Annotated in this window: 19 protein-coding genes and 1 pseudogene; 9 read left to right on the top strand and 11 right to left on the bottom strand. The window is 70.0% G+C overall.

From position 1 onward, the window contains the following. The first annotated feature begins 96 nt into the window (after nucleotides 1-96). The 4 genes from Ahu01nite_RS31750 to Ahu01nite_RS31735 are packed head-to-tail and all read left to right on the top strand — an operon-like array spanning nucleotide 97 to nucleotide 5,854. Complete coding sequence (locus tag Ahu01nite_RS31750) at nucleotides 97-2,844, top strand: glycoside hydrolase family 78 protein (protein WP_203840364.1); 2,748 nt, start codon at nucleotides 97-99, stop codon at nucleotides 2,842-2,844. 23 nt (nucleotides 2,845-2,867) lie between these two features. Further along, nucleotides 2,868-4,178: an ABC transporter substrate-binding protein gene (locus Ahu01nite_RS31745; RefSeq protein WP_203840363.1), complete on the top strand. Its 1,311-nt coding sequence runs from the start codon at nucleotides 2,868-2,870 to the stop codon at nucleotides 4,176-4,178. Between the two features lie 3 nt (nucleotides 4,179-4,181). Beyond that, on the top strand, nucleotides 4,182-5,036 hold the full coding sequence (locus tag Ahu01nite_RS31740) for a carbohydrate ABC transporter permease (RefSeq protein ID WP_203840362.1): 855 nt from the start codon (nucleotides 4,182-4,184) through the stop codon (nucleotides 5,034-5,036). Further along, nucleotides 5,033-5,854: a carbohydrate ABC transporter permease gene (locus tag Ahu01nite_RS31735; protein ID WP_239159295.1), complete on the top strand. Its 822-nt coding sequence runs from the start codon at nucleotides 5,033-5,035 to the stop codon at nucleotides 5,852-5,854. The genes Ahu01nite_RS31740 and Ahu01nite_RS31735 overlap by 4 nt, the downstream gene beginning before the upstream one ends. Nucleotide 5,855: 1 nt before the next feature. On the opposite strand, the gene Ahu01nite_RS31730 is transcribed toward Ahu01nite_RS31735, so the two are convergent. The 4 genes from Ahu01nite_RS31730 to Ahu01nite_RS31715 form a co-directional block, all read right to left on the bottom strand. Next, a complete protein-coding gene (locus Ahu01nite_RS31730; protein ID WP_239159294.1) occupies nucleotides 5,856-6,617 on the bottom strand; it encodes an ABC transporter permease in 762 nt (253 codons plus the stop codon). After that, nucleotides 6,614-7,450 (bottom strand): class I SAM-dependent methyltransferase, encoded by an 837-nt coding sequence (locus Ahu01nite_RS31725; protein WP_203840361.1) that lies wholly within the window; start codon nucleotides 7,448-7,450, stop codon nucleotides 6,614-6,616. Before Ahu01nite_RS31725 ends, Ahu01nite_RS31730 begins: the two co-directional genes overlap by 4 nt. A gap of 155 nt (nucleotides 7,451-7,605) precedes the next feature. After that, nucleotides 7,606-8,634: an ABC transporter substrate-binding protein gene (locus tag Ahu01nite_RS31720; protein WP_203840360.1), complete on the bottom strand. Its 1,029-nt coding sequence runs from the start codon at nucleotides 8,632-8,634 to the stop codon at nucleotides 7,606-7,608. A gap of 393 nt (nucleotides 8,635-9,027) precedes the next feature. Then, nucleotides 9,028-9,798: an ABC transporter ATP-binding protein gene (locus Ahu01nite_RS31715; protein ID WP_203840359.1), complete on the bottom strand. Its 771-nt coding sequence runs from the start codon at nucleotides 9,796-9,798 to the stop codon at nucleotides 9,028-9,030. Nucleotides 9,799-10,092: 294 nt separating this feature from the next. Here Ahu01nite_RS31715 and Ahu01nite_RS31710 point away from each other — a divergent pair, with 294 nt between their 5' ends. Continuing rightward, entirely contained in the window at nucleotides 10,093-10,740 is a 648-nt protein-coding gene (locus Ahu01nite_RS31710) for a GntR family transcriptional regulator (RefSeq protein ID WP_239159293.1), read from the top strand. 20 nt (nucleotides 10,741-10,760) lie between these two features. Here Ahu01nite_RS31710 and Ahu01nite_RS31705 read toward each other — a convergent pair whose 3' ends face one another. Then, nucleotides 10,761-12,263 (bottom strand): GGDEF domain-containing protein, encoded by a 1,503-nt coding sequence (locus Ahu01nite_RS31705; protein ID WP_203840357.1) that lies wholly within the window; start codon nucleotides 12,261-12,263, stop codon nucleotides 10,761-10,763. A 92-nt stretch (nucleotides 12,264-12,355) separates the two neighbouring features. Beyond that, entirely contained in the window at nucleotides 12,356-13,240 is an 885-nt protein-coding gene (locus tag Ahu01nite_RS31700) for a poly(ethylene terephthalate) hydrolase family protein (RefSeq protein WP_203840356.1), read from the bottom strand. Between the two features lie 180 nt (nucleotides 13,241-13,420). On the opposite strand from Ahu01nite_RS31700, the gene Ahu01nite_RS31695 reads away from it, so the two are divergent. Genes Ahu01nite_RS31695 through Ahu01nite_RS31685 form a run of 3 tightly spaced genes read left to right on the top strand, consistent with a single transcriptional unit; the run spans nucleotide 13,421 to nucleotide 18,141 of the window. After that, nucleotides 13,421-15,673, top strand: coding sequence for a putative bifunctional diguanylate cyclase/phosphodiesterase (locus Ahu01nite_RS31695; RefSeq protein WP_239159292.1), 2,253 nt, complete (start codon nucleotides 13,421-13,423; stop codon nucleotides 15,671-15,673). Between the two features lie 24 nt (nucleotides 15,674-15,697). Further along, nucleotides 15,698-16,918, top strand: coding sequence for a threonine synthase (locus Ahu01nite_RS31690; protein ID WP_203840354.1), 1,221 nt, complete (start codon nucleotides 15,698-15,700; stop codon nucleotides 16,916-16,918). A 20-nt stretch (nucleotides 16,919-16,938) separates the two neighbouring features. Next, nucleotides 16,939-18,141 carry a beta-ketoacyl-[acyl-carrier-protein] synthase family protein gene (locus tag Ahu01nite_RS31685; protein ID WP_203840353.1) on the top strand — a complete coding sequence of 401 codons (1,203 nt, stop codon included), beginning with the start codon at nucleotides 16,939-16,941 and terminating at the stop codon, nucleotides 18,139-18,141. A gap of 3 nt (nucleotides 18,142-18,144) precedes the next feature. Here Ahu01nite_RS31685 and Ahu01nite_RS31680 read toward each other — a convergent pair whose 3' ends face one another. From Ahu01nite_RS31680 to Ahu01nite_RS31665, 5 genes and pseudogenes are all read right to left on the bottom strand, one after another. After that, a complete protein-coding gene (locus tag Ahu01nite_RS31680; RefSeq protein ID WP_344572252.1) occupies nucleotides 18,145-18,792 on the bottom strand; it encodes a HEAT repeat domain-containing protein in 648 nt (215 codons plus the stop codon). A 129-nt stretch (nucleotides 18,793-18,921) separates the two neighbouring features. Continuing rightward, nucleotides 18,922-18,975 (bottom strand): annotated as a pseudogene (locus tag Ahu01nite_RS51890) (hypothetical protein); the annotation flags it as partial. Between the two features lie 66 nt (nucleotides 18,976-19,041). Next, nucleotides 19,042-19,617 (bottom strand): hypothetical protein, encoded by a 576-nt coding sequence (locus Ahu01nite_RS31675; RefSeq protein WP_203840351.1) that lies wholly within the window; start codon nucleotides 19,615-19,617, stop codon nucleotides 19,042-19,044. A 60-nt stretch (nucleotides 19,618-19,677) separates the two neighbouring features. After that, the gene (locus tag Ahu01nite_RS31670) at nucleotides 19,678-20,799 is read right to left on the bottom strand and encodes an LCP family protein (protein WP_239159291.1); all 1,122 of its coding nucleotides are present in this window, start codon (nucleotides 20,797-20,799) and stop codon (nucleotides 19,678-19,680) included. A 303-nt stretch (nucleotides 20,800-21,102) separates the two neighbouring features. Beyond that, entirely contained in the window at nucleotides 21,103-21,996 is an 894-nt protein-coding gene (locus tag Ahu01nite_RS31665; protein ID WP_203840349.1) for a pyridoxamine 5'-phosphate oxidase family protein, read from the bottom strand. 109 nt (nucleotides 21,997-22,105) lie between these two features. On the opposite strand from Ahu01nite_RS31665, the gene Ahu01nite_RS31660 reads away from it, so the two are divergent. Then, nucleotides 22,106-25,384, top strand: coding sequence for a S8 family serine peptidase (locus Ahu01nite_RS31660; protein WP_203840348.1), 3,279 nt, complete (start codon nucleotides 22,106-22,108; stop codon nucleotides 25,382-25,384). Nucleotides 25,385-25,386: the final 2 nt, after the last annotated feature.

Raw genomic sequence — 25,386 nt, 5'->3', positions numbered from 1 at the left:
GCCCCACTATTGACCTGCCCCCGCAACAGGTCGTTAATGCAGTCGACATCGAGCTCGCTGCGGGTGAAACGATTCATGATCCCCCGGGGAGAGCAGATGACCCGTGTTTCGGCGCCACGCTTCGATCATCACGACGGACCCGGCCCCGTGCTGGGGCTCGGCGCCCCCGCCCCGCGACTGTCCTGGGTGGTCACCGATGCCGGCGAAGGATGGGCGCAGCGGGCTTACGAGATCGAAGTGACCCGCGACGGCGCCGCACCCGAGGTCTTCCAGCGGGAGAGCGCCGATCAGGTCCTGGTTCCCTGGCCCGCCACACCCCTGCAGGCGCGCGAGCAGGTATCCGTCCGCGCGAGGGTCCGCGGCGACGACGAGTGGAGTCCGTGGAGCGAGCCGGGCGTGGCGGAGGCCGGGCTGCAGGGCGACTGGCGCGCGCGAATGATCACGCCGGAAGGGAAAATGTCGGTATTGAGGGGAGAAATGGGCCTCCCCGCCATAGCGAAGGCACGCCTGCACATCACCGCCCACGGCCTCTACCGCGCCTACCTCAACGGAAAACGCGTCGGAGACCACGAGCTGGCACCGGGATGGACCAGCTATCAGCACCGCCTGCGCCACCAGACGTTCGACGTGACGGACCTGCTGGTCGAGGGCGAGAACACCCTGGACGTCCAGCTCGGCAACGGCTGGTACCGCGGACGCCTCGGCTTCCAGGGCCGGCGCGCGATCTACGGCGACGAGCTCGCCCTGCTGGCCCAGCTCGAGGCCACCACCGAGGACGGCACGCGCCACGTCCTGGCGACGAACGGGGACTGGCGGTCCGGCCCGGGCAACGTGATCGAGGACGACCTCTACGACGGCCAGCGCACCGACCTGCGCCTGCCCGCGATCCCGGCGGAATTTCCCGGCACCGTGCGCGAGATCGACGCGGACCTCACCCGCCTGGTCGCGCCCGACGGCCCGCCCGTACGCATCGTCGAGACCATCCCCGCGACGGGTATCGAGGGGTCCGTCGTCGACTTCGGGCAGAACATCGTCGGCTGGGTCCGGCTGCGGGTCCGGGGCGGCGAAGCGGGCCGGGAGGTGACGATCCGGCACGCGGAGGTCCTCGAGAACGGCGAGCTCGGCGTCCGCCCGCTGCGCACGGCGAAAGCCACTGACAGCTGGGTGCTCCAAGGCCCGGAGGAGCAGGTCCTGGAGCCGTGGTTCACGTTCCACGGCTTCAGGTACGCCGAGATCGCCGGAGTTCCTGGCCTGCGAGCCGAGGACGTCGAGGCGGTCGTGATCAGCTCCGATCTGCGCCGCACCGGCTGGTTCGAGTCCTCGCACGAGCTGCTCAACCGTTTCCACGACAACGTTATCCGGGGCATGCGCGGCAACTTCGTCGACGTACCCACCGACTGCCCGCAGCGCGACGAACGGCTCGGCTGGACCGGCGACATCCAGGTCTTCGCGCCGACGGCGAGTTTCCTGTTCGACAGCGCGGGCTTTCTCACCTCGTGGCTCGCCGATCTCGCCGCGGAGCAGCAGAAGGACGGCTCGGTGCCGTTCGTGATCCCGGACGTGCTGCGCGACGCGGGACCGGCCGCCGCGGCGTGGGGCGACGCCGCCACCGTCGTGCCGTGGGTCGTGCACGAGCGCACCGGCGACCGTGACCTGCTCGCGCGGCAGTTCCCGTCGATGCGCGCCTGGGTGGACCGGGAGGCCGGCCTGGCCCGCGCGGACGGGCTGTGGGCGGGCGGGTTCCAGTTCGGCGACTGGCTCGACCCCGCGGCCCCGCCCGAGGACCCGTTCCGGGCGCGGACCGGCCCGGACGTCGTGGCCACCGCATACCTGGCGAGGTCCGCCGACCTGGTGGCGGACGCTGCCCGGACGCTGGGGGAGGATGCCGCAGTCGAGCGGTACGCCGCGCTGGCCGCCAAGGTGCGGGCCGCGTTCGCCACCGAATTCGTCACCCCCGGCGGGCGGGTGCTCGGCGACGCGCCCACCGGGTACGCCCTGGCCCTCGAATGGGCTCTCCTGCCCACCGCGGAACAGCGGGAAAACGCGGGCAGGCGGCTCGCGGACCTCGTCCGTGCCGGCGGTTTCCGGATCGCGACCGGGTTCGTGGGCACCCCGTTGATGGCCGACGCGCTCGCGAACGCCGGGGAGGCCGGGGTCGCGTACCGGCTGCTGGTGCAGACCGGCTGCCCGTCCTGGCTGTACCCGGTCACGATGGGCGCGACGACGGTGTGGGAACGCTGGGACAGCATGCTGCCCGATGGGTCGATCAACCCCGGCGAGATGACCTCGTTCAACCACTACGCCCTCGGCGCGGTCGCGGACTGGCTGCACCGCAGGGTGGCCGGGCTGGCCCCGGCGGCGCCGGGCTACCGCAGGATCGAGGTACGCCCGCTGCCCGGCACGGCGCTGACGTCGGCGGCGGCGAGTCACCTGACTCCGTACGGTAAGGCCTCCGTCTCGTGGCAGCGGGCGGGCGGCCGCTTCGACCTGCGGGTGGAGGTCCCGGTCGGCGCGACCGCGACCGTGCACCTGCCCGGCGGCGACGTCCACGAGGTCGGGCACGGCACCCACACCTGGCAGACCGCCGACCCGGTGCCGGAACCCGCCCCGCTCACCCCCGGATCCACCGTCCGTGACGTCCTCGACGACGAGCCGCTGTGGCAGCGCGTGGTCGAGGCGGCGGTCGCCACCGGTGCGGCCGACGGCGAGGCCTCCACCGCCGACCGGGTAGCGCCCTACCTCGACGAACCCGCGAGCCGGCTGATCGACGCGCTCACCGCCTCCGGCTTCATGCCCGGCGCGGACGTCATCCAGCGGCGGCTCGCCGCACTGCTTCCCCGTTGAACCCCCTTGTCAGGAGCTCACGTATGAAACGTTTTTTGACACCTCTGGCCGTACTCTCCGCCGTCTTTGCCCTGACCGCCTGTAGCGCCGGAAGCCTGGGCTCGAGCGAGGGTGACGGCGACGGGGTCACCCTGTCGTTCCTCGTCGACAACTCCGAGACCGCCGCCAAGGTCGGCGCTGGACTCGCCAAGGACTTCAGCGCCAAGAACCCCGGCATCACCGTCAAGGTCGAGACCCGGCCGCAGGGCACCGAGGGCGACAACCTCATCAAGACCCGGCTCTCCACCGGCGACATGAGCGACGTGTTCGAGTACAACTCCGGGTCGCTGCTGCAGGCCATCGCCCCGGCGAAGAACCTCGTCGCCGTCGACGACCAGTCGTACGCGGCGCAGCTCGACGACAACTTCACGACCAGCGTCACGTCGGACGGGAAGCTCTACGGCGTACCCTTCGGCGGTTTCATGTCCGGGGCGATCCTCTACAACAAGGCGGTGTTCGCGAAGAACGGCCTGCAGGTGCCCAGGACGTGGGCCGAGTTCATGGCGAACAACACGAAACTGAAAGCGGCCGGGGTCGCACCCGTCATCCAGACCTATCAGGAGACCTGGACCTCGCAGCTGTTCGTGCTCGGTGACTTCCACAACGTCGCGGCGGCCGAGCCGGACTTCGCCACGAACTACACGAAGAACCAGGCGAAGTACGCGACGTCGCCCGCCGCGGTGAAGGGCTTCCAGCGGCTGCAGCAGGTCCACGACGCCGGCTTCCTCAACAAGGACTTCGCCTCCGCCAAGCTCGACGACGGCGTCCGCGAGCTGGCCACCGGCACGGGCGCGCAGTACCCGATCCTGAGCAGCACCATCGCGCAGCTCGCCGCGACCTACCCCGACAAGGTCAAGGACATCGGCCTGTACGCGATCCCGGGCGACGACGCCGCCACGAACGGGCTCACCGTGTGGGCGCCGCCGGCCGTCTACATCCCCGCGAGCACGTCCGGTGCGAAGCTCGACGCCGCGAAGAAGTTCCTCGCGTTCATCGCGAGCCCCGAGGGGTGCACGTCGCAGGCGAACGCGTACCCGCCCACCGGCCCGTTCGCGGTCAAGGGCTGCACCCTGCCGGCCGACGTGCCGCAGGCGGTCAAGGACATGCAGACCTACATCGACACCCCGGGCGCGTCCAGCCTGGCCCTGGAATTCCTGTCCCCGGTCAAGGGCCCGTCGCTCGAGCAGATCTGCGTCGAGGTCGGCTCGGGCATCCGGAAGGCGGACGCCGGTGCCAAGCTTTATGACGAGGACGTCAAGAAGCAGGCCCAGCAGCTCGGTCTCGCGGGCTGGTAACGGATGAAGAGCCCGTACCCGCGCTGGTTCTACCTGCCCGCGGCCCTCGTCTACGCCGTGCTGTTCGTGGTGCCCACGTTCGCGTCGTTCTACTTCAGCCTCACCCGGTGGACGATCTTCGAGTCACACTTCATCGGCCTGGACAATTTCGTCACGTTCTTCCAGGAGCCCGCGCTGGTGAAGGGCTTCGTCAACACCCTGATCTACGGGGTCGTCACCAGCGGCCTCAAAGTGGTCATCGGCCTGGGGCTGGCGGTGCTGCTCACCGGCCGCATCGCCGCCCGCGGTTACCTGCGCTCGGTGGTCTTCTTCCCGGTCCTGGTCAGCACGATCGGGGTCGGCCTGACCTTCACCGTGCTCATGAACCCGGAACGCGGGCTGATCAACCAGGCGCTGGGCACGGTGGGCGTGGACGGTCCCGGCTGGCTCACCGATCCGGCGTACGCGCTGCTGTCGGTCGCCCTCGTCGACGTCTGGAAGGGCGTCGGCCTGGCCACCCTGATCTTCATCGCGGGCATCGTCTCGATCCCGCAGGAGTACTTCGAGGCCGCCCGCACCGACGGCGCCTCGGCGTGGGACATGTTCCGGAACATCACGCTGCCGCTCGCCCGGCCGGCCACCGTGACCGTGGTGATCCTGTCCCTGATCGGTGGCCTGCGCTCGTTCGACCTGATCTGGGCGATGACCCGCGGCGGCCCCGGCTTCACCTCGGACGTGGTCGCCTCGGTGATCTACAAGCAGTACCAGGCGGGCTTCGCGGGCCTGTCCACGGCGGGCAACGTGGTCCTGTTCGTGATCGTCACGGCGATCGTGCTGCCGCTCTCCCGCTTCCTCAACCGCAAAGAGGTGGAGCTGTGAACGGTAGACGCAACTGGGTGCTGAGCATCGTGGCGATCGTCGTATCGGCGGTGGTGTTCCTGGTGCCGTTCGCGTTCATCGTGCTGATGGCCGGCAAGGACCGGGCGCAGGCGTCGCTGCTCGACTTCTCGTGGCCGCACCAGCTGCAGTTCGTGCGCAACTTCGCCGACGTGGTCGAGGCGCGGGACTACATGCTGATCATCGCGTACATCAACAGCACGGTCCTGACCGTGGCGTCGGTCGCCGGGATGGTGGTGCTGGCGGCGATGGTCGCCTTCGTGCTGCAACGCCGGCCCGGCCGCTGGGGTGGCCTCGTGAACTTTCTCGTCCTGGCCGGGCTGATCGTGCCGCCCGCGGTGGTCCCGACGATCTGGGTGCTCAAGGGCACCGGCACGTTCGGCACGATGCCCGGCCTGATCCTGGTCGAGATCGCGTTCGGCCTGTCCTTCTGCGTCCTGCTCTTCCGCGCGTTCATCGCCACGATCCCGCGCGAGCTCGACGAAGCAGCGGTGATCGACGGCGCCGGACCGCTACGCCTGTTCTTCCGGGTGATCTTCCCGCTGCTTCGCTCGGTGATCATCACCGCCGTCGTCGTTCAGTCGGTGACCGTGTTCAACGACTTCGTGAACCCGCTCTACTTCCTGCCCGGCGACCCGACCGTCCAGCTGACCCTCTACAACTTCGCCGGCCAGTACACCTCGGAGTACAACCTGCTCTTCATGAACATCCTGCTGATCACCGTGCCACCGCTGGTGATGTTCCTGTTCTTCAACCGCCGCATCGTGGCCGGCATGACCGCGGGCGCGATCAAAGGCTGACCTATCCGGAGATTTCCCGTGCCCAGGGTAGAACCAGTCGTTCCACGGCAACGACCACGTAGTAGAGGGCGACACTGATCACGGCGAGCAAGGTGATCGCCGCGAACGCGAGTGGTGTGTCGGCCGATGTCGAGGAGAGCGCGACCACGGCGCCGAGTCCGTGGTCCGGGTTGTAGACCTCGGCGACGACGGCCCCGACCGGGGCCAGCGATATCGCGACCTTGAACCCGACGAAGATCTGGGGCAGCGCCCAGGGAATGCGGATCTTGAGGTACGTCTGCCACCACGAGGCACGCAGCGACCGGGAGAGCTCGGTGAGGTCGGCCGGTGTCGAGGCAAACCCGGACATGGCCGACACCACCAGCGGGAAGAAACAGATCAGCGCCGCGAGGAAGATCTTCGGCTTGGGGCCGTAACCGAGCCAGACGATCAGCAGTGGAGCGATGGCGACCTTGGGCACGGAGTTGAGGACGACGAGCAGCGGGAGCGTGGCGCGCTCGACGATGGGCACCGCGGCAAGCAGGACGGCGAGGCTCAGCGCGGCGACGATGGCGATGCCGAGCCCCGCGAGCGTACCCAGCAATGTCGCCTGCGCCTCCTTCAGCAGGAACACCGGCTGCTCCAGGAACCGGTGCACGATCTCCGGTGGCGCGGGCAGGAAGAAGGAACGAATGTCGAAGACGACGGTTGCTGCCCACCAGCCCGCGATCGCCACGACAGCGCCTACGGCCGGGGGACCGAACCGGGAGAGCAGGGGCCTCACACCCCCGCCTCCGGGCGGCGGCCGACGGTGGAGTAGACGAGGTTGCCGCGGACGACGAACCGGGGGTCGGTGATCAGCCGGAGCAGGCTGTCCAGCTGGGCCTCGGTGAATCCCTGGGCGATCAGCTTGCCGCGGACCTGCTGGATGTTCGCTCCGGAGAGCAGCGCACCGGCCGTGCCGCCCGGCCAGGAACGTGCGGTGATGACCGTGTCCACGTCGGCCAGGCCGGCGTCCAGCATGGCCTCGTGGATCTGCGGCCCCCAGGTCGGATCCGTGCCGCTGGGCGACAGAACCTCCTTGATCATGGTGGCCTGGAAGGAGTTGAAGAGGGCCTTGGACTCGGGGTCGGGAGCGGCGAGGACCAGGTCGGTCAGCGCGGTGTGGAAATCCTCGATGATCAGTGCGCCGCCCGGGGCCAGGGCAGCCGCGAGCCGGGGCAGGATCTCGCGTCGCTCGGGGATGTGCATCAGAACGAGCCGGGCATGGATGACGTCCCAGGGGCCCTCGGGAACCGGCTCCGTGACGAGGTTGTGAGTGAGGACCCCGTAACCCTGGTCCGTGGGAATGTGGCGCGGATTCAGATCCGTCGCCAGGACCCGGCCGGTGGGTCCGACCTGGTCCACCATCCAGCGGGCGACGCTGCCGCCGCCGGCACCGAGCTCCAGGCACCGGCTGCCGGTGAGGTCGCCGAGCCCGGCGATCCGGGCCGTGGACTCCTCGTCGAAGATCTCCGCGAGAAAACGGTGCCGGTCGGCCGCCGCGCGGTCGTCGTTGTTGAACGAATATGCCGGGCCGGCCGGGGCCGGTGCGTCCGAGTGGGTGGGTGTGGTCATCAGAACTCCAGGTGGGGGAGGGTGCTGTGGCCGGCGGGCGATTGCCCACACAGCCACAGGACAGGAACGGCCACTGGGTGAGGCCCTCGGGTCAGGCCTTGGGTCAAGCCTTTGGGTCAGGCCTTGGGTCAAGCGTTTGAGTCAGGCTTTCGGGGTCAGGCCTTCGGGGTCAGGTCGAAGTCGACCACGGACTCCGGCTTCAGCGTCGTCGTGAGCAGCCCGGAGGCCTCGAGGATCGCGAGGGCCTTGGCCACCCGCTTCTCGTCCATCGAGCCGAGCGGGGCACCGGCCGGCGCCGGTACGTACGGGGTCATCGACGTGATCTCGCCCTTGGCGGCGGCCACCGCCGCGGCCGGCTGAGCCTTGTGCAGGATCTCGGCGGCCTCGTCCGGGTGGTCGATCGAGTACTGCAGCCCCCTGAGCAGCGCGTCACGCATCCGCCGGCACAGGTCGGGGTTCTCGGCGAGGATCTTGTTCGAGGCGATGATGCCGTTGCCGAACAGATCACTCAGGTACTGGTTGTACGGCAGGATGACGACCTTCTTGCCGGCCGCCTTCTCGATGCCGCCCTTGCCGATCAGGAAGGTGCTGACCGCGTCGACCTGCCCGGAGGCCAGCAGGGACGCCACCTGGGTGGGCTGGGTGTTGACCCACTTGACGCTGTTCGGGTCGAACCCCGCGAGCTTCGCGTAGGCCGGGAACAGCAACTGGTTGACCGAGGCGGTCGCCGCGCCGATCTTCTTGTTGGTGAGGTCCTTCGGTGAGGTGATCCCCGAGCCTTCGAGCGTGAGGATCGCCACGAGGGACTGCTGGTGGACCGCCGCGATCGCCCGGAACTTGTCCTTGTACTCGGGGTTCGTGCCCTCGAGGATCCAGCCACCGACCAGGTCGAGGTTGGAGAACTGGGCCTGGCCCGCGACGACCTGCTTGACGTTCTCACCGCTGGCCTTGCCGAGCTGGATGTCGACATCGAGGCCGGCTTCTTTGAAATAGCCCTTTTCCCGGGCCACGAACGCGAAGGCATCCCGGCCGGCCGGGCCGAACGCCGTCAGGTACGTGACCTTGTCGAGCGGCTTGTCATTCGCTGCGGCGGTGCTGTCGCCGCCGGAGCTGGAGCATGCGGAAACCCCTATCAGGACCGTGGCCAGCACACCGGAAACGAGCACACGGGTATATCCGCGCATACAATTCTCCCAACAAGATTGTTGACAATTCTGCCGCAAATTTGGTGACAATACTGTGCCGCGGCAGGGACTCCAGGGCGGGAGTGATATTAAACGGATCTTGGCTTTATAGGTACCCTTTCCGGCGTTAGAAATATTGCATCCGCTCGATGCGCAGCTCACCTGCGCCAGCCTGCTCTGTCCAACCGGGACCACGGTCTCCGCCGGAACGGCGAAGACGGATCAGCGCGCGGTTCGACAGCGACGCTCTGGTGTGGACGCATCCCGGGACGCGCGGCATGGGTCGGTTTCTGCGTGCGCCGGCCGCGCGGACGCTGAGGCTGCGGAAGGCCTCCGGGTGCGGGGGAGTTCGAGGGGTGCGGGGGAGTTCGAGGAGTGCTCCGCGTTCCGGGGTCAGGCGGGCAGCGGCGCCGGGTCGTTCAGGAGCAGGGTGTGCAGTTCGGCCGAGACGTTGGCGACGTCGTCCATGTGCGCGTTGTGACCGAACGTGCGCGGGCGCGGGATCGAGATCTCGACCAGGCGCCGGAGCTCGCCCGGGCGCGAACTCAGGACGGCGACCCGGTCGGCCAGCAGGACCGCTTCCTGGATGGAGTGGGTCACGAAGATGATCGTGGTGCCCAGCTCCATGTGGATGCGCTGCAGCTCGACGGCCAGTTCCTCGCGGGTCAGGGCGTCGAGGGCCGAGAACGGCTCGTCCATCAGCATGACCTCAGGGTTCTGGATGAGCGCCCGGCAGAGCGAGACCCGCTGCTGCATGCCACCGGACAGCTCGTGCGGCAGACGCCGGCGGAAGCCGGTCAGGCCGGTCATCTCCAGTAGTTGTCCGACCCGGTCCCGGTATTCCGACTTGCGCCGGCGGAGGATCTCCACCGGGAGCATGATGTTCTGCTCGACCGAGCGCCACGGCAGCAGGGCGGGCTTCTGAAAGACCATCGCCACGTCCCGGCGCGGCGAGCGGACCGGTTCGCCGCCGATCCGGATCTCGCCCATCGTCGGGCGGAGCAGCCCGCCGATCATCCGGAGCAGTGTGGACTTGCCGCAGCCGGACCGGCCGATGACGGTGAGGAATTCGCCGTCTCCGATGTGGAGGTTGACGTCCCGGATCGCCTGGACCGGGCCGGACCGGCTTGTGAACGTCTGCGAAACCCCTTCGATGGTAATCATGTGCTTCCTCAGGGGTTGGTGTCCGGGACATTGGTCGATTGACGTCAGCCCCTGTGGACCGGCGTCCGACCGAGAGCGTAGAGCAGTATGGATCGCCTGTCATGACGCATTTTCCGCCGGGGATACCCGTCTTCCGCGGGGGATACCCGCAGATGGTGTGGCCGTGAGCACACGGAATGGAAATTGATGCAGGCCGACCGCGGGTTGACAGGTTCGGGGGCTAACGCGATGCTATGCGCAAGATCTTAAGCAATGCATACTCAATGTGCCGTTTGGTGGAGGAGAAGCATTTCCGTGACGTCGCCGGCTGACGACGCCTTCGAGCGGTTACGTTCCCAGATCTTCAGTGGTCAGCTGATGCCGAACGAGCGTCTCGTCGAGGCCGACCTCGCCGAGAGCCTGCAGGCGAGCCGCGCGAATGTGCGTACCGCCCTGATCCGGCTCGGCCAGGACGGGCTGGTGACGCTCATTCCGAACCGGGGCGCCCGGGTTCGGGTGGTGACCGACGCCGAGGCGGTCGAAATTCTGCAGACACGGGCTTTTCTCGAAGCCCTCACCGCACGCGAGGCGGCGGTCAAGGCCACCGCCCGGGAGATCACCAAGGTGCGCCGGATTCTGGAGGGCATGGGCCAGCGGCTCGCCGAAGGCGACCTGCTCGGCTACTCCGAAGGCAACGCCACTCTGCACGCGGCCATCATCGAGGCGGCCCGGCACGAAACCGCGGCCCGGCTGATCGCCGGGCTCCGCGCCCACCTGGTGCGCTTCCAGTTCCGCACGATCCTGGTGCCCGGCAGGGCCGCGAACTCCTACGCCGAACACACCGCGATCGTCGAGGCCATCGCCGCCCGCGACCCGGACGCGGCCGAGAACGCCATGCGCACCCACCTCGGCCAGGTCGAAGGCACCCTGTCCAAGGCCGTCCACCGACTGGCATCCCTGTAGGACGACGCTCCCGGCCCGGGTCAGGGGTGCAGGACCGAGTCCTGGACCACGACCGGGGCGGCGGCGGCCACCCGGTCGCGGCCGGCGTGCTTGGCGGCGTAGAGGGCACGGTCGGCGGCGAGGACCAGTTCGTCGACGTCGTCGCAGGGGTGCGGGATGCCGGCGAGGCCGATGGAGACGGTGACGGCGTGCATCCGGTGGGGGCCGGCCGACATCGGGGTGGCGGCGATGCCCCGGCGGATGCGCTCGCCGACGGCGTGGGCCTCGGACAGGTCGGCGCCGGGCAGGACGACGGCGAACTCCTCGCCGCCGTAGCGGGCCACCAGGTCGCCCGGTCGCACGAGGTGCCGTAGCCGCTCGGCGATCTCCACGAGGACGAGGTCGCCGCCGTGGTGGCCGTACGTGTCGTTGACGGTCTTGAAGTGGTCGATGTCGAGGAGCAGCATCGCGACCGGGACGCCGGAGCGGGCCGAGCGGGCCGTCTCGGTGTGCAGGGCCTGGGTCAGGTAGCGGCGGCTGCGCAGGCCGGTCAGCCCGTCGGTGATGGCCGCGTGCCGCTGGGCCTGGACCAGTCCCGCCATCCGGGCGAGCACCAGCAGGAACAGCAGGTCGCAGGCGATCATGCCGGCCGCGACGGGGATGCGCCCGCCGTGCATGTGCAGCACGAGCATCGTGGTCGGGGCGACCAGGGCGGCGACGGCGAGCACCGCGAGCCGGCCGGGGGTGGCGTCCGGGGTGGCGGTCGACGACGGCGCGACCATGACCTGGACCGAGGGGTGCAGCACGCCGGCGGCGAGGATGTAGGAGGAGAGCATCCACAGCGCGTCCGCGAGACCGCCCGGGCCGTAGGACCCGTTGAAACTCTCCACGCTGTAGACGGTGTCGGCGATCAGCAGCAGCACCAGGTAGGAACCGAGCGCGCCCAGCGACACGGTGCGGGGTCCCGCGCCGAGCAGCAGCCGCGCCCCGACGGCGACGAGCATCAGGTCGCCGATCGGGTACGACACCGACACCAGCTTGGTGTAGTTGTCCGGGCCGACGGCGACCATGGGGGCGATGACAAGGGCGTACACGAGGAAGCCGGCCCCGACCGCGACGATCGCCGCGTCGACGACGCTGGCGAGGTCCCAGCCGGGGGTGCGGCGGCGCACGATGAGCACGAGGCCGACGGCGGTCAGCGGGTAGGCCGCGACGTAGCCGATGTCCGCGATGCTGGGGTAGCCGACCTCGCCACCGACGAGCGCCATGAAGTAGAAGATCAGGTCGGCGGTCACGTTGGCGGCGGCACCGGCGGCGATGAACAGCAGCGCGGACCGGGCCTGCCGGTGGCGGCGCGCCGCGAACAGCGACGCGGCGACCACGCTGCCGTTGGCGCTGGCCACCACGACGACCCCGGCGAAGCCCCAGCCCGGCTCGACCGTGACCAGCAGGTAGTACAACCCGATGGCGACGGGGCCGGCGGCCAGCAGCCACTGCCAGGCGGCGAGCCGCCGGGGCAGCGCCAGCGCGTCGATTCTGCTCATGGGGTCAGCGTCGGTGCTCTGCGGTACGGGTCCGGTCCGGTCCGGGTGCGGGCCGGTAGTTGCGCGGCCCGCACCCGTCGCGACGGAAGCCGTCAGGAGTAGTTACAGGTGGAGCGCCACTCCTGGATCGCCGTGCCGGAGGGGTTGGGGCAGAGGAACTGGTCGTAGCGGGTGTCGTTGTCGATGAAGCGCTTGAGCCAGGAGATGCTGTACTTGGCCACCGTGACGTTCGTCGACGTGGGCGCCGAGTGCGACGCGTTGTTCAGCTCGAGGTACGCCTTGTCCAGGGTGCTCGGGAGGCTGGTGTAGAACGGCTCGGCGTGCGAGGCCACCGGGGCCACCGTGTCGCTCTCGGCGCCGATGATCAGCGTCGGGGTCTGGACCGTGGTCCACGACTTGGTGGTGTGGTAGGGCGTCATCGGGATGGAGGCCTGCAGCGCCGGCCGGGTCCGGGTGGCCGCGAGGCTGCCGCCGCCGCCCATCGAGTGGCCCATGACGCCGAGGCGGGTCGCGTCGATGCGGGTGCGCACCGAGCTGCTGCCGGTCAGGTAGTCGAGCGCCGCGAGCAGCTGGGTGCCGCGGCTGTCGGGCGAGTCGAGCGTGCTGCTGGTGTCGATCGTGAAGATCACGAAGCCCTGCGAGGCCAGCCGCGGCCCGAGCCAGGCGACGGCGGACTGGGAGGCGGTGAAGCCGGGGGAGATGGCGACCGCCCCGAACGTGCCGGCGGTCGTGCTGGTCGGGTAGTAGATCGTGCCGCCGCCGAAGCCGCTGACGGCCGAGCGGGCGACGGTGACCTTGGCGGTCGCGAACGAGCCGGTGGCGGCCTCGATGCTGGCCACGGTCGGGGCGGGGCCACGCTCGTAGGGGTTGGCCGCGGCCGCGATCGCCGGGGCGGTGACTCCCGTGAACGTCGTGGCCAGGGCGAGGGTGGAGCCGATCAGTGCGGCGCGCAGGGCACGTGTCACTCGTGATGACATGCTTCGTACTCCCTAGGACGGGGTGCGCCTCAAATTGAGGATTATCGATACGATAGCTGTGTGCACGTGATCAGGTAATCCCTGTTGTCCACCGATGTCCGCGGTATGGCAGCGCTGTCAGGGGCCGCGACCAGCGGTTCCATATCCTCAGACGCCCTGCGCCGCGGCCGATGTCAGGGCGTGACGCAAAACAGGCTGGTCCGCGCGGCCGTGGCCGGTTCCGGGGCGCTGTACGCCGGCTTCCTCGTGTTCTACGTCGGCGACTGGGGCGGCCAGGACCTGCGCTCCTTCGTCATCGACGCCAGCTACGTGCCGCTCGCGGTCCTCGCCACCCTGCTCGCCGTCCGCATCGTGCGACTGCCGGGCCTCGACCCGCGGACCCGGCGTGCCTGGCGGTTCATCGCCGCCGCGTTCGCCTGCAAGCTCGCCGGCCAGACCTCGTGGCTCATCGAGGACGCCGTGCTGCACCGCGACGCGTACCCGGCCGTCGCCGACTACCTGTTCTTCGCGTTCGTCCCGATCATGCTGCCGGGGCTCCTGCTGCTGCCGGGCGCCAGCCGCGGCCGGGCGGACCGGGTCAAGCACGCGCTGGACTCCCTGATCGTCGGGGCCAGCGCCTTCATGATGCTCTGGTACCTGGTGCTGAGCCCGATCCTGGAGCAGCGCGGAATCCCCGCCTCCGCACTCTTCTTCTCCGCCGGTATCCCGATCGGCGACCTGGTGCTGGTGCTCGCGCTGGCCGTGCTCCTGCTGCGGCGCTCCACGGGAGCCGACACCTCGGTACGCCTGCTGGCCGTCGCCGTGGCGACGCTCGTCGTCGGGGACACGTCGTACGCGTACATCCAGCTGCACGACGGTTTCGTCAGCGGCATGTGGTCCGACCTGATGTGGTTCACCTGCGCCTACCTGCTCGTGCTGGCCGCCCACCGCCGCTACCGCGAGGCTGTCCAGGACCCCGCCGCCACCCATGCGCGGCGCACCGGCACCAACTGGCTGCCGTACGGCGCCATCGCGCTCGCCTACGCCCTGCTCGGAACGCTCGCCGGGAAGCTCGGCCTCTTCCCCCTCGGCGGCATGATCATCGGCGCGATCCTGCTCACCTCGCTGGTCGTCGCCCGCCAGATGTACGCCCTGCGCGAGAACCGCGAACTCGCCGTCACCGACGGCCTGACCGGCCTGGCCAACCGCACCCTGGTCACCGAGCGCCTCGCGCAGCTGACCGCCCAGCCCGTCCGCGAGGGCAAGCACGCCGCCGTGCTGCTCATCGACCTCGACCGGTTCAAGCCCATCAACGACGCGTACGGCCACGAGGCCGGCGACGCCGTGCTCTGCGCCGTCGCCGCGGCCCTGCGCTCGGTCATCCGTGCCGGGGATACCGCCGGCCGCCTCGGTGGCGACGAGTTCGCCGTCATCCTGCAGAACCTGCCCGACGCGGCGGTCGCCGAGCGGATCGCCCAGCGACTCGTCGACGCCCTGCGCACCCCGGTCATCTTCGGTGAGCACGTGCTCGGCGTCGAGGCCAGCATCGGCGTGGCCCTGCGGGGGCCCGACGCCGCCGACGCGGAGGTGCTGCTGCAGCACGCCGACACCGCGATGTACGCCGCCAAGCGCTCCGGCCGCGCCCGCTACCAGGTCTACACGCCGGAGCTCGACCCGCGCGCCCGCGACACCGAGCTGCGCCGCGCGGTCGCCGCCGGGGAGATGGTCGTGCACTTCCAGCCCGCGGTCTCGCTCACCGACGGTTCCGTCAAGGCCGTCGAGGCGCTGGTGCGGTGGAACCACCCGGAACGCGGACTGCTCATGCCCGGCGAGTTCATCGACTTCGCCGAGGAGACCGGTGCGGTCGTCCCGCTCGGGGAGTGGGTGCTGCGGGACGCCTGCCGCCAGGTCGCGGGCTGGCATGCCACGATTCCCGGCGCGGACCGCGTACGGCTCAGCGTCAACCTCTCCCCGAAGCAGGTCGTCCAGCCGGGCCTGGTCGACATCATCCGCGGCATCCTCGACGAGACGGGCTTCGCCGCGGGCAAACTGATCCTGGAGCTGACCGAGGGTGTCGTGCTGGAACCGGACGCGCAGACCGTCGCCCGGCTCGAGGAGCTGCGCGACCTCGGCATCAGCATCGCCGTCGACGACTTCGGCACCGGCTACTCCGCGCTGAGCTACCTGCGCCGGCTCCCGGTGAACATCCTCAAGATCGACCGCTCGTTCGTCACCGGCATCGCCGACGACCCGGAGGCCCGCACGGTCGCCGAGGCCATCGTCCGGCTGGGCATGGCATTCCGGATGAGCGTGGTCGCCGAGGGCATCGAGACCGCCGAGCAGGCGCGGGTCCTGGCGGACATGGGCTGCGGGTACGGCCAGGGCTACCACTTCTACCGCCCGCTCGACGGCGCCGTCGCGGCCGAGGCGTTACGGGCGTTGTCCCCCAGATAAAGCCCGCAGTTAAAGTCCGTGGTCATGACCTTCTCGGCCCTGACCCACCTCGAATGCTCCCGCACCGGGGAGAAGTACGAAGCCGACACCGTGCAGGGTGTCAGCGACGCGGGGGTGCCGCTGCTCGCCCGCTACGACACCGAGCTGGCCGCGCGCACGCTGACCCGGGAGGCACTCGCGTCACGTCCCGCGAACCTGTGGCGCTATCACGAGATGCTGCCGGTCCGGGACCCCGCATCGGTCGTGACGCTCGGCGAGGGGATGACGCCGCTGCTGCCGATGCCGCGGTACGGCGCGCGGATCGGCGTACCCCATCTGCTGATGAAGGATGAGGGCCTGATCCCGACCGGCAGTTTCAAGGCGCGCGGCGCCGCAGTCGGGGTGTCCCGCGCGGCCGAGCTCGGAGTCAGGGGCGTCGCGATGCCCACCAACGGCAACGCGGGCGCGGCCTGGGCGGTCTACGCGGCCCGGGCCGGCCTGGAGAGCCTGATCGCGATGCCGGTCGCGGCCCCCGCCATCACCCGCACGGAGTGTGTCGCCGCGGGCGCGGAGCTCTACCTCGTGGACGGCCTGATCGGTGACGCGGGCAAGATCATCAACGCGGCGGTCCGCTCTCGCGGCGGCTACCAGGAGGTGTCGACGCTCAAGGAGCCGTACCGTCTCGAGGGCAAGAAGACGATGGGCTACGAGATCGCCGAGCAGCTCGGCTGGCAGGTCCCCGACGTCATCCTCTACCCGACCGGCGGCGGCGTCGGGCTGATCGGCATCTGGAAGGCACTGCTGGAGATGCAGGAGCTGGGCTGGATCGGCCCGCGCCTGCCCCGCCTCGTCGCCGTCCAGGCCGAGGGCTGCGCGCCGATCGTGGACGCCTTCGCCGCCGGCGCGGACGTGAGCGAGCCGTTCCCGGACGCGCACACGGTCGCGTTCGGCATCACCGTCCCCAAGGCGCTGGGCGACTTCCTCGTGCTGCGCGCGGTCCGCGAGACGGGCGGCACGGCGATCGCGGTCAGCGACGACGACCTCCTCCTCGAACAGCGCCGCCTCGCCGCGGACGAGGGCACGTTCGTCTGCCCCGAAGGCGCGGCGTGTTTCGCGGCGGCCCGTGACCTGCGCGCCACCGGCTTCATCGACGCCGGCGACCGGGTGGTCGTGCTCAACACCGGCACCGGCCTCATCTACCCGTCCACCATCCCGGTCGACGTTCCGACACTTCCCGTGACCGGAGAGATCTCCCCGCGCCGCTGACGCTCCAATATGGTTGGTGAGTGCCGAGGATCTTGCGCAGAGTGGTGGTGACGGGGTGCGGGGCGGTCACGCCGCTGGGCCCCGACACCGCCTCGTTGTGGCGGGGCCTGCTGTCCGGCGAGTGCGGGGTCCGGGCCCGCGATGACGGGTACGTCGCCGCCCCGGCCCCCACCCCACCGCTCCCGCACGTCCAGGCCCGCACGCTGAACCGCTCCGCCCAGTTCGCCGTCACCGCCGCCCGCGAAGCCTGGGCCGACGCCGGATTCGGCCCGCGCGACCTGCACGACGGCGTCCTCGACCCGGCCCGCGCCGGGGTCACCCTCGGCACCGTCATGGGCGGCATCGAGGTCCTGCTCACCGCCGACCGCATCGTGCACGGCCGCACCGGCCGCCCCCTGGCACCCCGCACCGCCCCCAAGGCGATCCCCAGCGCCGCCTCCGCCCACATCGCCATGGACCTGGGCGTCCGGGGCGAGGCTCGGACGGTCGTCTCGGCCTGCGCCTCCGGCACCGAAGCCATCGGCCAGGCCCTGGACCGCATCCGTCACGGTCACACCGACATCGCGATAGCCGGCGGCACCGAGGCCATCATCAACCCCACGGTCCTCGCGTCCTTCGCCGCGATGCGAGCCCTGTCCGCCACCGGCTCCCGCCCCTTCGACCGCACCCGCGACGGCTTCGTCCTCGGCGAAGGCGCCGGCCTGCTCATCCTCGAATCCCTCGACCACGCCCTCGCCCGCGGCGCCCGCATCTACTGTGAAGCCGCCGGCTGGGGCCTCTCCGCCGACGCCCACCACGTCGTGGCACCCCGCCCCGACGCCACCGGCATCACGGCAGCGCTGACGAAAGCCCTCGTGGACGCGGGCGCCGTACCCGCCGACGTCGCCCACATCAACGCCCACGCCACCGCAACCGTCGCCGGTGACGCCGCGGAAACCCGCGCCCTGCTCGCCCTCTTCGGCCCGAAGATCCCGGTCACCGCCCCGAAGGGAGCCATCGGCCACCTCCAGGGCGGCGCGGGCGGCGTCGAAGCCGTGATCACGGCACTCACCCTGCACCACGGCCTCATCCCGCCCACGGTCGGCTGCACCGACCAGGACGGCACCCTCAACCTGGTCACAGAAAAGCCGCAGCCCCTCCCGGCCAGGGGAAACATCGCCCTCAGCAACTCGTACGGCTTCGGCGGCCACAACGCCGTCCTCGCCCTGCGCCGCTACCCGTGACTCTCAGACGATCTCGCGGATGACCCGCAGCAGCTCCTCGTCCGCGTGGATGCTCGCGAAGTCGTCGCGGCGCGGGCGGCCCAGCTCCGCGCGCAGCATCGGCAGGGCCGGTCCCGCGGCATCTCCCATCCTGCCCAGACACCCGACGACGAAGGGGGTCGCTGCGGGATTCTTCTCCCAGGCCTGCAGCAGGACGTCCAGCACAACGGGGGACCTGTCGATATCCCAGAGAGCTGCCGCGCAGTGGAGCCGTACCCAGTCGTAGCTGTGGGTGAGCAATTCCCGCAGGCGAGGCAGGGCCGCCGCAGCCGGTGTGCCGATGGCACCGAGCACGTCGGCGGCGGCGGTGAGCTGGAACCACAGGTCTCCGGCCAGCAGTTCCCGCGCGAGCGTTTCCGCCGGGCCTCCGGCGGACTGGAGCGCGACGACGGCGGCTGCCCGCACCTGACTGTCGCCGGACCCGGTCAGCAACCGGATCGTGGCGAGAGCGGGGGCAGCCGCGAGCCCGAACGCGGTCAGCGTCTTCAACGCCGCCCGCGCGACGTCGTTCTGCTCGAGCCGCACTGCCGCCGCGAGTACGTCGGCGATGCACGGCACCGCCGCAGCGTCGCCAAGGCCGGACAGCGCGGACAGTAACGCCTGCGCGCTCATCCGAGACCACTGCTGAGCGAGATCGACCCGGCGTAGGTGGTCGCAGAGGCGCGGGACGAGCTCGGCCGCCGCCTGCCCCAGGGTTCCCGCGGCACCGATCGCGCGCCAGGCATCCACGTTGTCGTCAAGTGCGGCCAGGAGAATCGGCACGGCGCGACTGTCGCCGAAGTGGGCCAGCGCTCGTACCGCCTCCTGATAAGCCCGCCTGAGCTCAGGGTCGGACGCTCCCCACGCCGTGGTGGAGGGTCTTCAGCAGCCTCGTCGCCGGTGCGTGCACCTGATTGTGCCGGGCGAGTTCCGCAAAAGCAGCCACGATCTGCGGCGGTGCCCCGCCACCCGCCGCAGTGACCCGACCGGGAGACGCCTGCCGGAAAGAGGGCGACTCCGAGGCCTCCGCCATCTCCCGCAGCAGCCCCAGCACGACCGGAACCACCCCGTCCTCGGGGGCAACCCGGAAACGGTGAACAACCGCAGCGAGCCGAGTGGTGGCATCCGCCGCGGCATCACCGCCGCCCGCTCCCCGTCATCGAAAAACAATGCCAGTGCCGGAATCCCGGCCCGGCGCACCTCCGGATCGGCCTCCGCCACGAAGCCGCCGAACACCTCGGCCCGCGCCCGCACCACCGCCGCCGCGCCCGCGTAATTGAGCGGCCCGAACTCCTCGCCATCCCCGGGTTCCGCCCGGGCGACCGCCTCACGACCGATGCTGACGAGCAGCCCGATGATCCCGGCCCGCCCGGGGGTGCCGGGATCGACGGCGAACTCGAACAGGAACGGCAGGCTCGCCGTGGTACTGCGGTACACGTCGCCCTGGTGGTGCACCACGCCGTAGAAGCTGTCGAGCGCGGCCTCCCGCTCCGCCGCGTCCCCCGCAAGCAGGCAACCTCAGCTGTCAGCGATCCACGTGGGGTTCTCCTGCAGGAACGCCGACACCTGATCCTTCTTCACGGCCTGCAACAGCTCCATGGTCGTATCGCTGAGGATCTCGACGCTGCCGATGCCGGACACGGACTCGCTGTTGAACTTGCCGTTGTTGGTCTTGATGGTGACGATGTCATCGGGCTTGGTGTTGCGCATGGCGAACGCCCAGTCCTCGAGCGAGATGCCGCCGCTGTCGACCGTCATCGTCTTGCCGATGGCGGTGATGAGCTTGGGCAGCTTGGTGGGGGAGTTGAACCCGTCCTTCACGGCCTGCTTCATGATGGCCTTGAGGAGCTGCTGCTGATGGCGCTGCCGGCCGTAGTCGGAGTCCTTGAGGGCGAGCAGGTCACGCTGGCGGGCGTAGTCGAGGGCCTCGGTGGGCGTGAAGCAGTGGTCGCCTTTTTTGTAGAAGTTGGCGGTGACGCCGGGGACCTTGCGGGGGTTGAGGCCCGCGGAGTCGGTCTTGTACGGGACGGCCTGCTTGCCGCTCGCGGTGTAGCCGACGTGGATGGAGGTGACGTCCTCGTCGACGTACATGCAGACCTTGCCGAGGACGTTGACGACGTCCTTGAAGCCGGTGAAGTCGATGATGGCGCCCGCGTCGGGGGTGATGCCGGTGAGCTTCTTGATGGTGAGGGCGAGCAGCTCGAAGCCGTGGGACTCGGCCTTGGCGCCGTCGAGGCCGCGGCTGCCGAACGCGAACGCCGAGTTGATTTTGTTCTTGCCGCCGGGGTAGCTCTGCGCGCCGTTGTCGTACGCGGGGATGTCCACGTAGCTGTCGCGGGGCAGCGAGATGAGGTACGGCTGGGAGTGGTCCTCCGGCAGGTGCAGCAGGATGATCGAGTCGGAGCGGCTCGGTTCCTTGTTCTTCCAGCTGGGCCGGGTGTCGAGACCGACGAGCAGGATGTTCTTGGCGCCCTTGACGTCGGCGTGCTTGCGTTCGGTGGTGGTCACCGCGTTGCCGAGCAGGTTCTGCTGCGCGACCGCGCCCGTGGCGGACTTCAGCACGACGTTGGTGGCGACGAGTGAGCCGCCGCTGGCCACCACCAGGAAGACACCGGCGCCGATCAGCCAGCGTGTCCACACGGGGGAGCGGTTACGCCTCGCTCGCGCTTTCTTTGTCACAACAGTCCTTTCGGCCGGTGGACCCTCACTATTAAGACGGGCGCCGACCCTCTGAAGATTGCATAGATCAAGAAAGTCATGCAGCGGCGGAATGCTAGCCCAAGATCCTGTGCCTTCCCGTTCGCCCCAGAGATCGGTCATAAAGCCTTGGAAGGAACTTTTCGGCGCCCGGAAGCGGCCTGCGTACGTCCCGGGAAGCGCAGTTTGGGATGAGGTGTCCAAATCTGCGCTACCCGAGCGCTCACAGGCTGTGAGATCCGTCTCTTAGTTGATCAAGTCCCGATACGCCGCCCACGGCACGGAAGGCCGGGCCAGTCCCCGTTTCGCGAGATAGCGCCCAGTGGTGGCCCGGCAGCGGCGCAGAGTGGTCAGCGTGTCACGCGGCCCGCGCCCCGCCGGCTCGATCACGCCCGACGGCGCGAGTACCCACGTGTCCCCGTCACGGCCCAGCGTGCCCTTGACCAGCGCGTGGTGCATCTTGTTCAGCTTCTCGTCGTGCCGATGCACCAGCAGGGCACCGGGCCCGGGCTCGAAGCCTGCCTCCGCGGGCAGGGAGACAGCAAAGCCTCCCGGGTGGTCGGCCGCGGCGGTCCGGCGCAGCACGGGCGCACCAGCGGCATCACGACCCGAAACCACAGCATTGGGGTACGCCGAGAGCAGCCCGCTTCCCGCCACAGTGGACTCTGACACCGTCGAAGAACCCGTGGGAGCGTCGAGCACCTCCACCGACGTCGGCTGCACGTCGATCAGCAGCCGCATGAAGTACCAGTCGGCGATCCGGCGCGCCGGGAACGACAGGTATCCCCGCGAGTGCGGCTGCCGGACCAGGAGCCGCTTCCACAACTCGCCCAGATCCCCGGACGGCTCGGTGTGCACCACGTCAGCGCAGGTGGCGGTGCCCTTGACGAGGATGTGCGGCGGGTTGTCGAGGCCGCTGCCGGTGGGCTCGGAGAAGAGCAGGGCGACCCGGGCGTCCCGGCGTACGTTGAAGGCCTTCTGCGGGAAGGCGATGGAGGTCGTCAGCAGAAAGGTCCCGTCGGTGCGCGGCAGCCCCGACGTCGGCCAGGGCACGGGCGTGCCGTCCTTGGCGAGGGTGGCGAATTCACAGGTGCGGTAGGCATCGACCAGCGGTGCCACGGAGGGATCAGCAAGCATCACGCGGACATGATGCAGCATCCGGGCTGGAGTGAAGTGGATCACTGGCCTGAACGCGAACATCGGCGCGGAGTCTGTGTTGCGGACGCAACCCTCGCGCCCAAGGAGTTCGATGCGACCGGTACCCCTTCTGGTCATCACGCTGCTCGCCGGAGTGACTGCCATAGCCGTCACCACTCCCGCCACGGCCCAGGAAACAGCAATCGCACCCCCGGACACCACCGCCGTCCACGTCGTCACCTTGATCACGGGTGACACGGTGCACGTCGGGACCGTCGCGGGACAGACCACCGTCGACGTCTCGCCCGGCCCCGGCCGCGAGCGTATGCCGTTCTACACCAGCAGTGCGGGCAGGAGCGTCCGGGTGGTCCCGGCCGACGCGGTGCCGCTGCTACGCGACGAGCGCCTCGACGAGCGCCTCTTCGACATCTCCACGCTGATCGGCTTCGGCTACGACAACGGCAGAGACCTACCCCTGATCATCCGGTACGCGCAGAGCAGCACCGCCCGCCGGACCGTCACCGGTGCCCGGGTCACCCGCGACCTGCCGGCCGTCAACGCGGTCGCCGTCGAGCAGGAACCCGGCACCGCCCTCTGGACAAGCTTCACCGCGGCACGCAAGTCAAGCGCGCCGGGTATGGACGAGATCTGGCTCGACGGGCTGCGCAAGCCGTCGCTGGACGTCAGCGTCCCGATGATCGGTGCCCCCGCCGCCTGGTCGGCGGGCCTGACCGGCGCCGGCGTCAGGGTCGGCGTGATCGACACCGGCGTCGACACCACCCACCCGGACCTCACCGGCCAAGTGGCCGCCGCGCAGGACTTCACCACGGACGGCGACACCCGCGACTACGTCGGGCACGGTACGCACGTGGCGTCCACGATCGCCGGCACCGGAGCCGCGTCGGAGGGGCGCTACAAGGGCGTGGCCCCCGGCGCGAGCATCTACAGCGCGAAGGTCTGCGTGGCGGAAGGCTGTTCCGACTCGGCCATCATCGCGGGCATGACCTGGGCCGCCGAGCAGGGCGTCAAGGTCGCCAACATCAGCCTGGGCGGCCCGGACACCCCGGCGACCGACCCGATCGAGGCCGCCGTCCACGACCTCACCACCCGCTACGGCGTGCTGTTCGTCGTCGCCGCGGGCAACGACGGTGACGCCGCGGCGACGGTCGACTCCCCGGGGAGCTCGCCGGACGCGCTGACGGTCGGCGCGGTCGACAAGACCGGTGCGATGGCATCCTTCTCGAGCCGTGGCCCCCGGGTCGGCGACTACGGGTTGAAGCCGGACGTCACCGCGCCGGGTGTCGGCATTGTCGCCGCGCTCAGCGCGGACTCCGAGTTTCCGCCCACCGGTACGAACCCGCGGTACACGGCGCTGAACGGCACGTCGATGGCGACCCCGCACGTGGCGGGTGCCGCCGCGATCCTGACCCAGCAGCACCCGGACTGGGCGCCGGCGACGATCAAGGCGACCCTGATGGCCGCGGCGAACCCGGACCCGGACGCGGGCTCCTACGACCAGGGCGCCGGGCTCGTCGACGTCGCCCGCGGCATCGGCCAGCAGGTGACGGCCGAGCCGGTGAGCCTCGCGCTGCAACGCGGCACGACCCGGAACACCGTCACGTACGCGAACAGTGGCCCTGCCGCGCTGACCCTCGCGGTCGCCGTGCACCCGCGCGAGGCCGCACCGGCGGGAGCGTTCACGGTCAGCCCCGCGTCCGTGACGATCCCCGCGGGCGGCACCGCCAAGGTCACGGTCACCGCGGACAGCGCCGCGCTGGGCGCCACCGCGTACACCGGGCAGCTCGTCGCGACCGGCGGGACCGCACGCGTCGAGACCCCGTTCGCGCTGGACGTCGAACGTCACGCGTTGACGCTCGAGGCGATCGGCCAGGACGGCAGGGCGCCCACGGCGGACCAGAACTGGGTCACGCTGCTCGTCGACCTCGACCGCGGCACCTCGCAGGTATTCGCCAACGAGGCGTCGACGACGGTAGGCCTGCCGGTCGGCCACTACGTCGTGCAGACCTACGTCGAGACCGTGGTGAACGACGAGTACCGGGTCGTGTCGCTGGTCGCCCCGACCGTGGTCATGGATCGCGACCGCACCCTGAGCGTGGACGCGCGGGCGGCGAAGCAGGTCAGGTTGTCGCTGCCGAAGAAGGAGGCCGCGCCGCTCTACCAGGAGTCCGGGTGGACCATCCGGACCAGGGAGCCGGAGATCTGGGGCAGCAACGACCCGTACGCGAACCTGACCAACATCCCGCTCAGCTACATCTGGACCGGGCAGATCGGCACCGGGCGCACACCGGGCTTCAACTCGTACGTCAGCGGCATGTTCGGGCCACCCGGCGAGAGCTCGAACGTCGCGTACGTCTACCGGGCCTACTTCTACGAACAGGGCACGCAGATGGCGGGCCTTGCCAAGGACCTGAAGGCGAAGGACTTCGCGACCGTGCACGCGAGCGTCGGCGCTGATGTGGCCGGCGTCCAGGTCAGCCGTAACGCCGTGGCCCGCGCGCCCGGCAACTCGGCGGTCTACCGCAACACCGAGGGCCACGGCACGATGCCCAACTACAGCTACGACGTGCCGGCCACGGTCACCGAGTACTACACGCACGACAAGCAGGCCGAGTGGCAGATGGCGTCCGCGCAGAGCGGGTACACGTACTACCAGTCGGCATGGAGGTCGTACCAGGCCGGGAAGGCGTACACCGAGAAGTGGGCGAATCCGGTCATCGGGCCGGCCTTCCCGGAGCCGGACTTCGCCCAGCAGCACGCCACCCGTTACGCCGGTGATGTGCTGAACGGGCCGGGACCGCTGTTCGGTGACAACGCGGGGCACGCCGGGTTCCGCTTCACCCGTGAGGGCTCGGCCGGCCTGACCGTCTACCGCAACGGCGTCAAGGTGGGCGAGGACGACCAGACACCCCAGGCGTTCGACGTCCCGGCGGCGACCGGCACCTACAAGATCGTCGCCGATTTCCGCAGCGACCCGGCGTTCACGCTGTCGACCCGGGTCACCGGGGAGTGGACGTTCAGGTCCGGGCACGTCCCGGACGGGCAGCTGGTGAAGCTGCCGATGACCGCGATCCGCTACACGCCGCGGGTGGACGTCACCGGGCAGGCGGCGGCCGGTCCGCTGCTGAGCATCCCGGTCACGCTCGAGCGTCAGGTCGGTGCCGCCAAGGCGCACACGACGAAGCTCAGCGTGGACGTCTCGTTCGACGACGGCGCCACCTGGCGTCCGGTGCCGGTGCTCCGGGTCGGTGAGCAGGGCGTCGCGCTGCTCGCACGGCCCCGGGGCAGGGGCTATGTGTCGCTGCGGGCCGGCGCCGCCGACAGCAGCGGCAACACCACCACGCAGAAGATCATCCGCGCGTTCCGCTACTGAGC

It is taken from the genome of Winogradskya humida (assembly GCF_016862215.1).
Lineage (GTDB): Bacteria > Actinomycetota > Actinomycetes > Mycobacteriales > Micromonosporaceae > Actinoplanes > Actinoplanes humidus.
Note: the sequence above shows the minus strand (reverse complement) of the source record. Positions and strands in the feature narration are given on the sequence as shown.

Excerpts from the sequence above, each read along its gene's own strand:
- Ahu01nite_RS31750 (WP_203840364.1), top strand. The coding sequence starts at position 97 with ATGACCCGTGTTTCGGCGCCACGCTTCGATCATCACGACGGACCCGGC.
- Ahu01nite_RS31745 (WP_203840363.1), top strand. The coding sequence starts at position 2,868 with ATGAAACGTTTTTTGACACCTCTGGCCGTACTCTCCGCCGTCTTTGCC.
- Ahu01nite_RS31740 (WP_203840362.1), top strand. The coding sequence starts at position 4,182 with ATGAAGAGCCCGTACCCGCGCTGGTTCTACCTGCCCGCGGCCCTCGTC.
- Ahu01nite_RS31725 (WP_203840361.1), bottom strand. The coding sequence starts at position 7,450 with ATGACCACACCCACCCACTCGGACGCACCGGCCCCGGCCGGCCCGGCA.
- Ahu01nite_RS31720 (WP_203840360.1), bottom strand. The coding sequence starts at position 8,634 with ATGCGCGGATATACCCGTGTGCTCGTTTCCGGTGTGCTGGCCACGGTC.
- Ahu01nite_RS31715 (WP_203840359.1), bottom strand. The coding sequence starts at position 9,798 with ATGATTACCATCGAAGGGGTTTCGCAGACGTTCACAAGCCGGTCCGGC.
- Ahu01nite_RS31705 (WP_203840357.1), bottom strand. The coding sequence starts at position 12,263 with ATGAGCAGAATCGACGCGCTGGCGCTGCCCCGGCGGCTCGCCGCCTGG.
- Ahu01nite_RS31700 (WP_203840356.1), bottom strand. The coding sequence starts at position 13,240 with ATGTCATCACGAGTGACACGTGCCCTGCGCGCCGCACTGATCGGCTCC.
- Ahu01nite_RS31690 (WP_203840354.1), top strand. The coding sequence starts at position 15,698 with ATGACCTTCTCGGCCCTGACCCACCTCGAATGCTCCCGCACCGGGGAG.
- Ahu01nite_RS31680 (WP_344572252.1), bottom strand. The coding sequence starts at position 18,792 with ATGAGCGCGCAGGCGTTACTGTCCGCGCTGTCCGGCCTTGGCGACGCT.
- Ahu01nite_RS31660 (WP_203840348.1), top strand. The coding sequence starts at position 22,106 with ATGCGACCGGTACCCCTTCTGGTCATCACGCTGCTCGCCGGAGTGACT.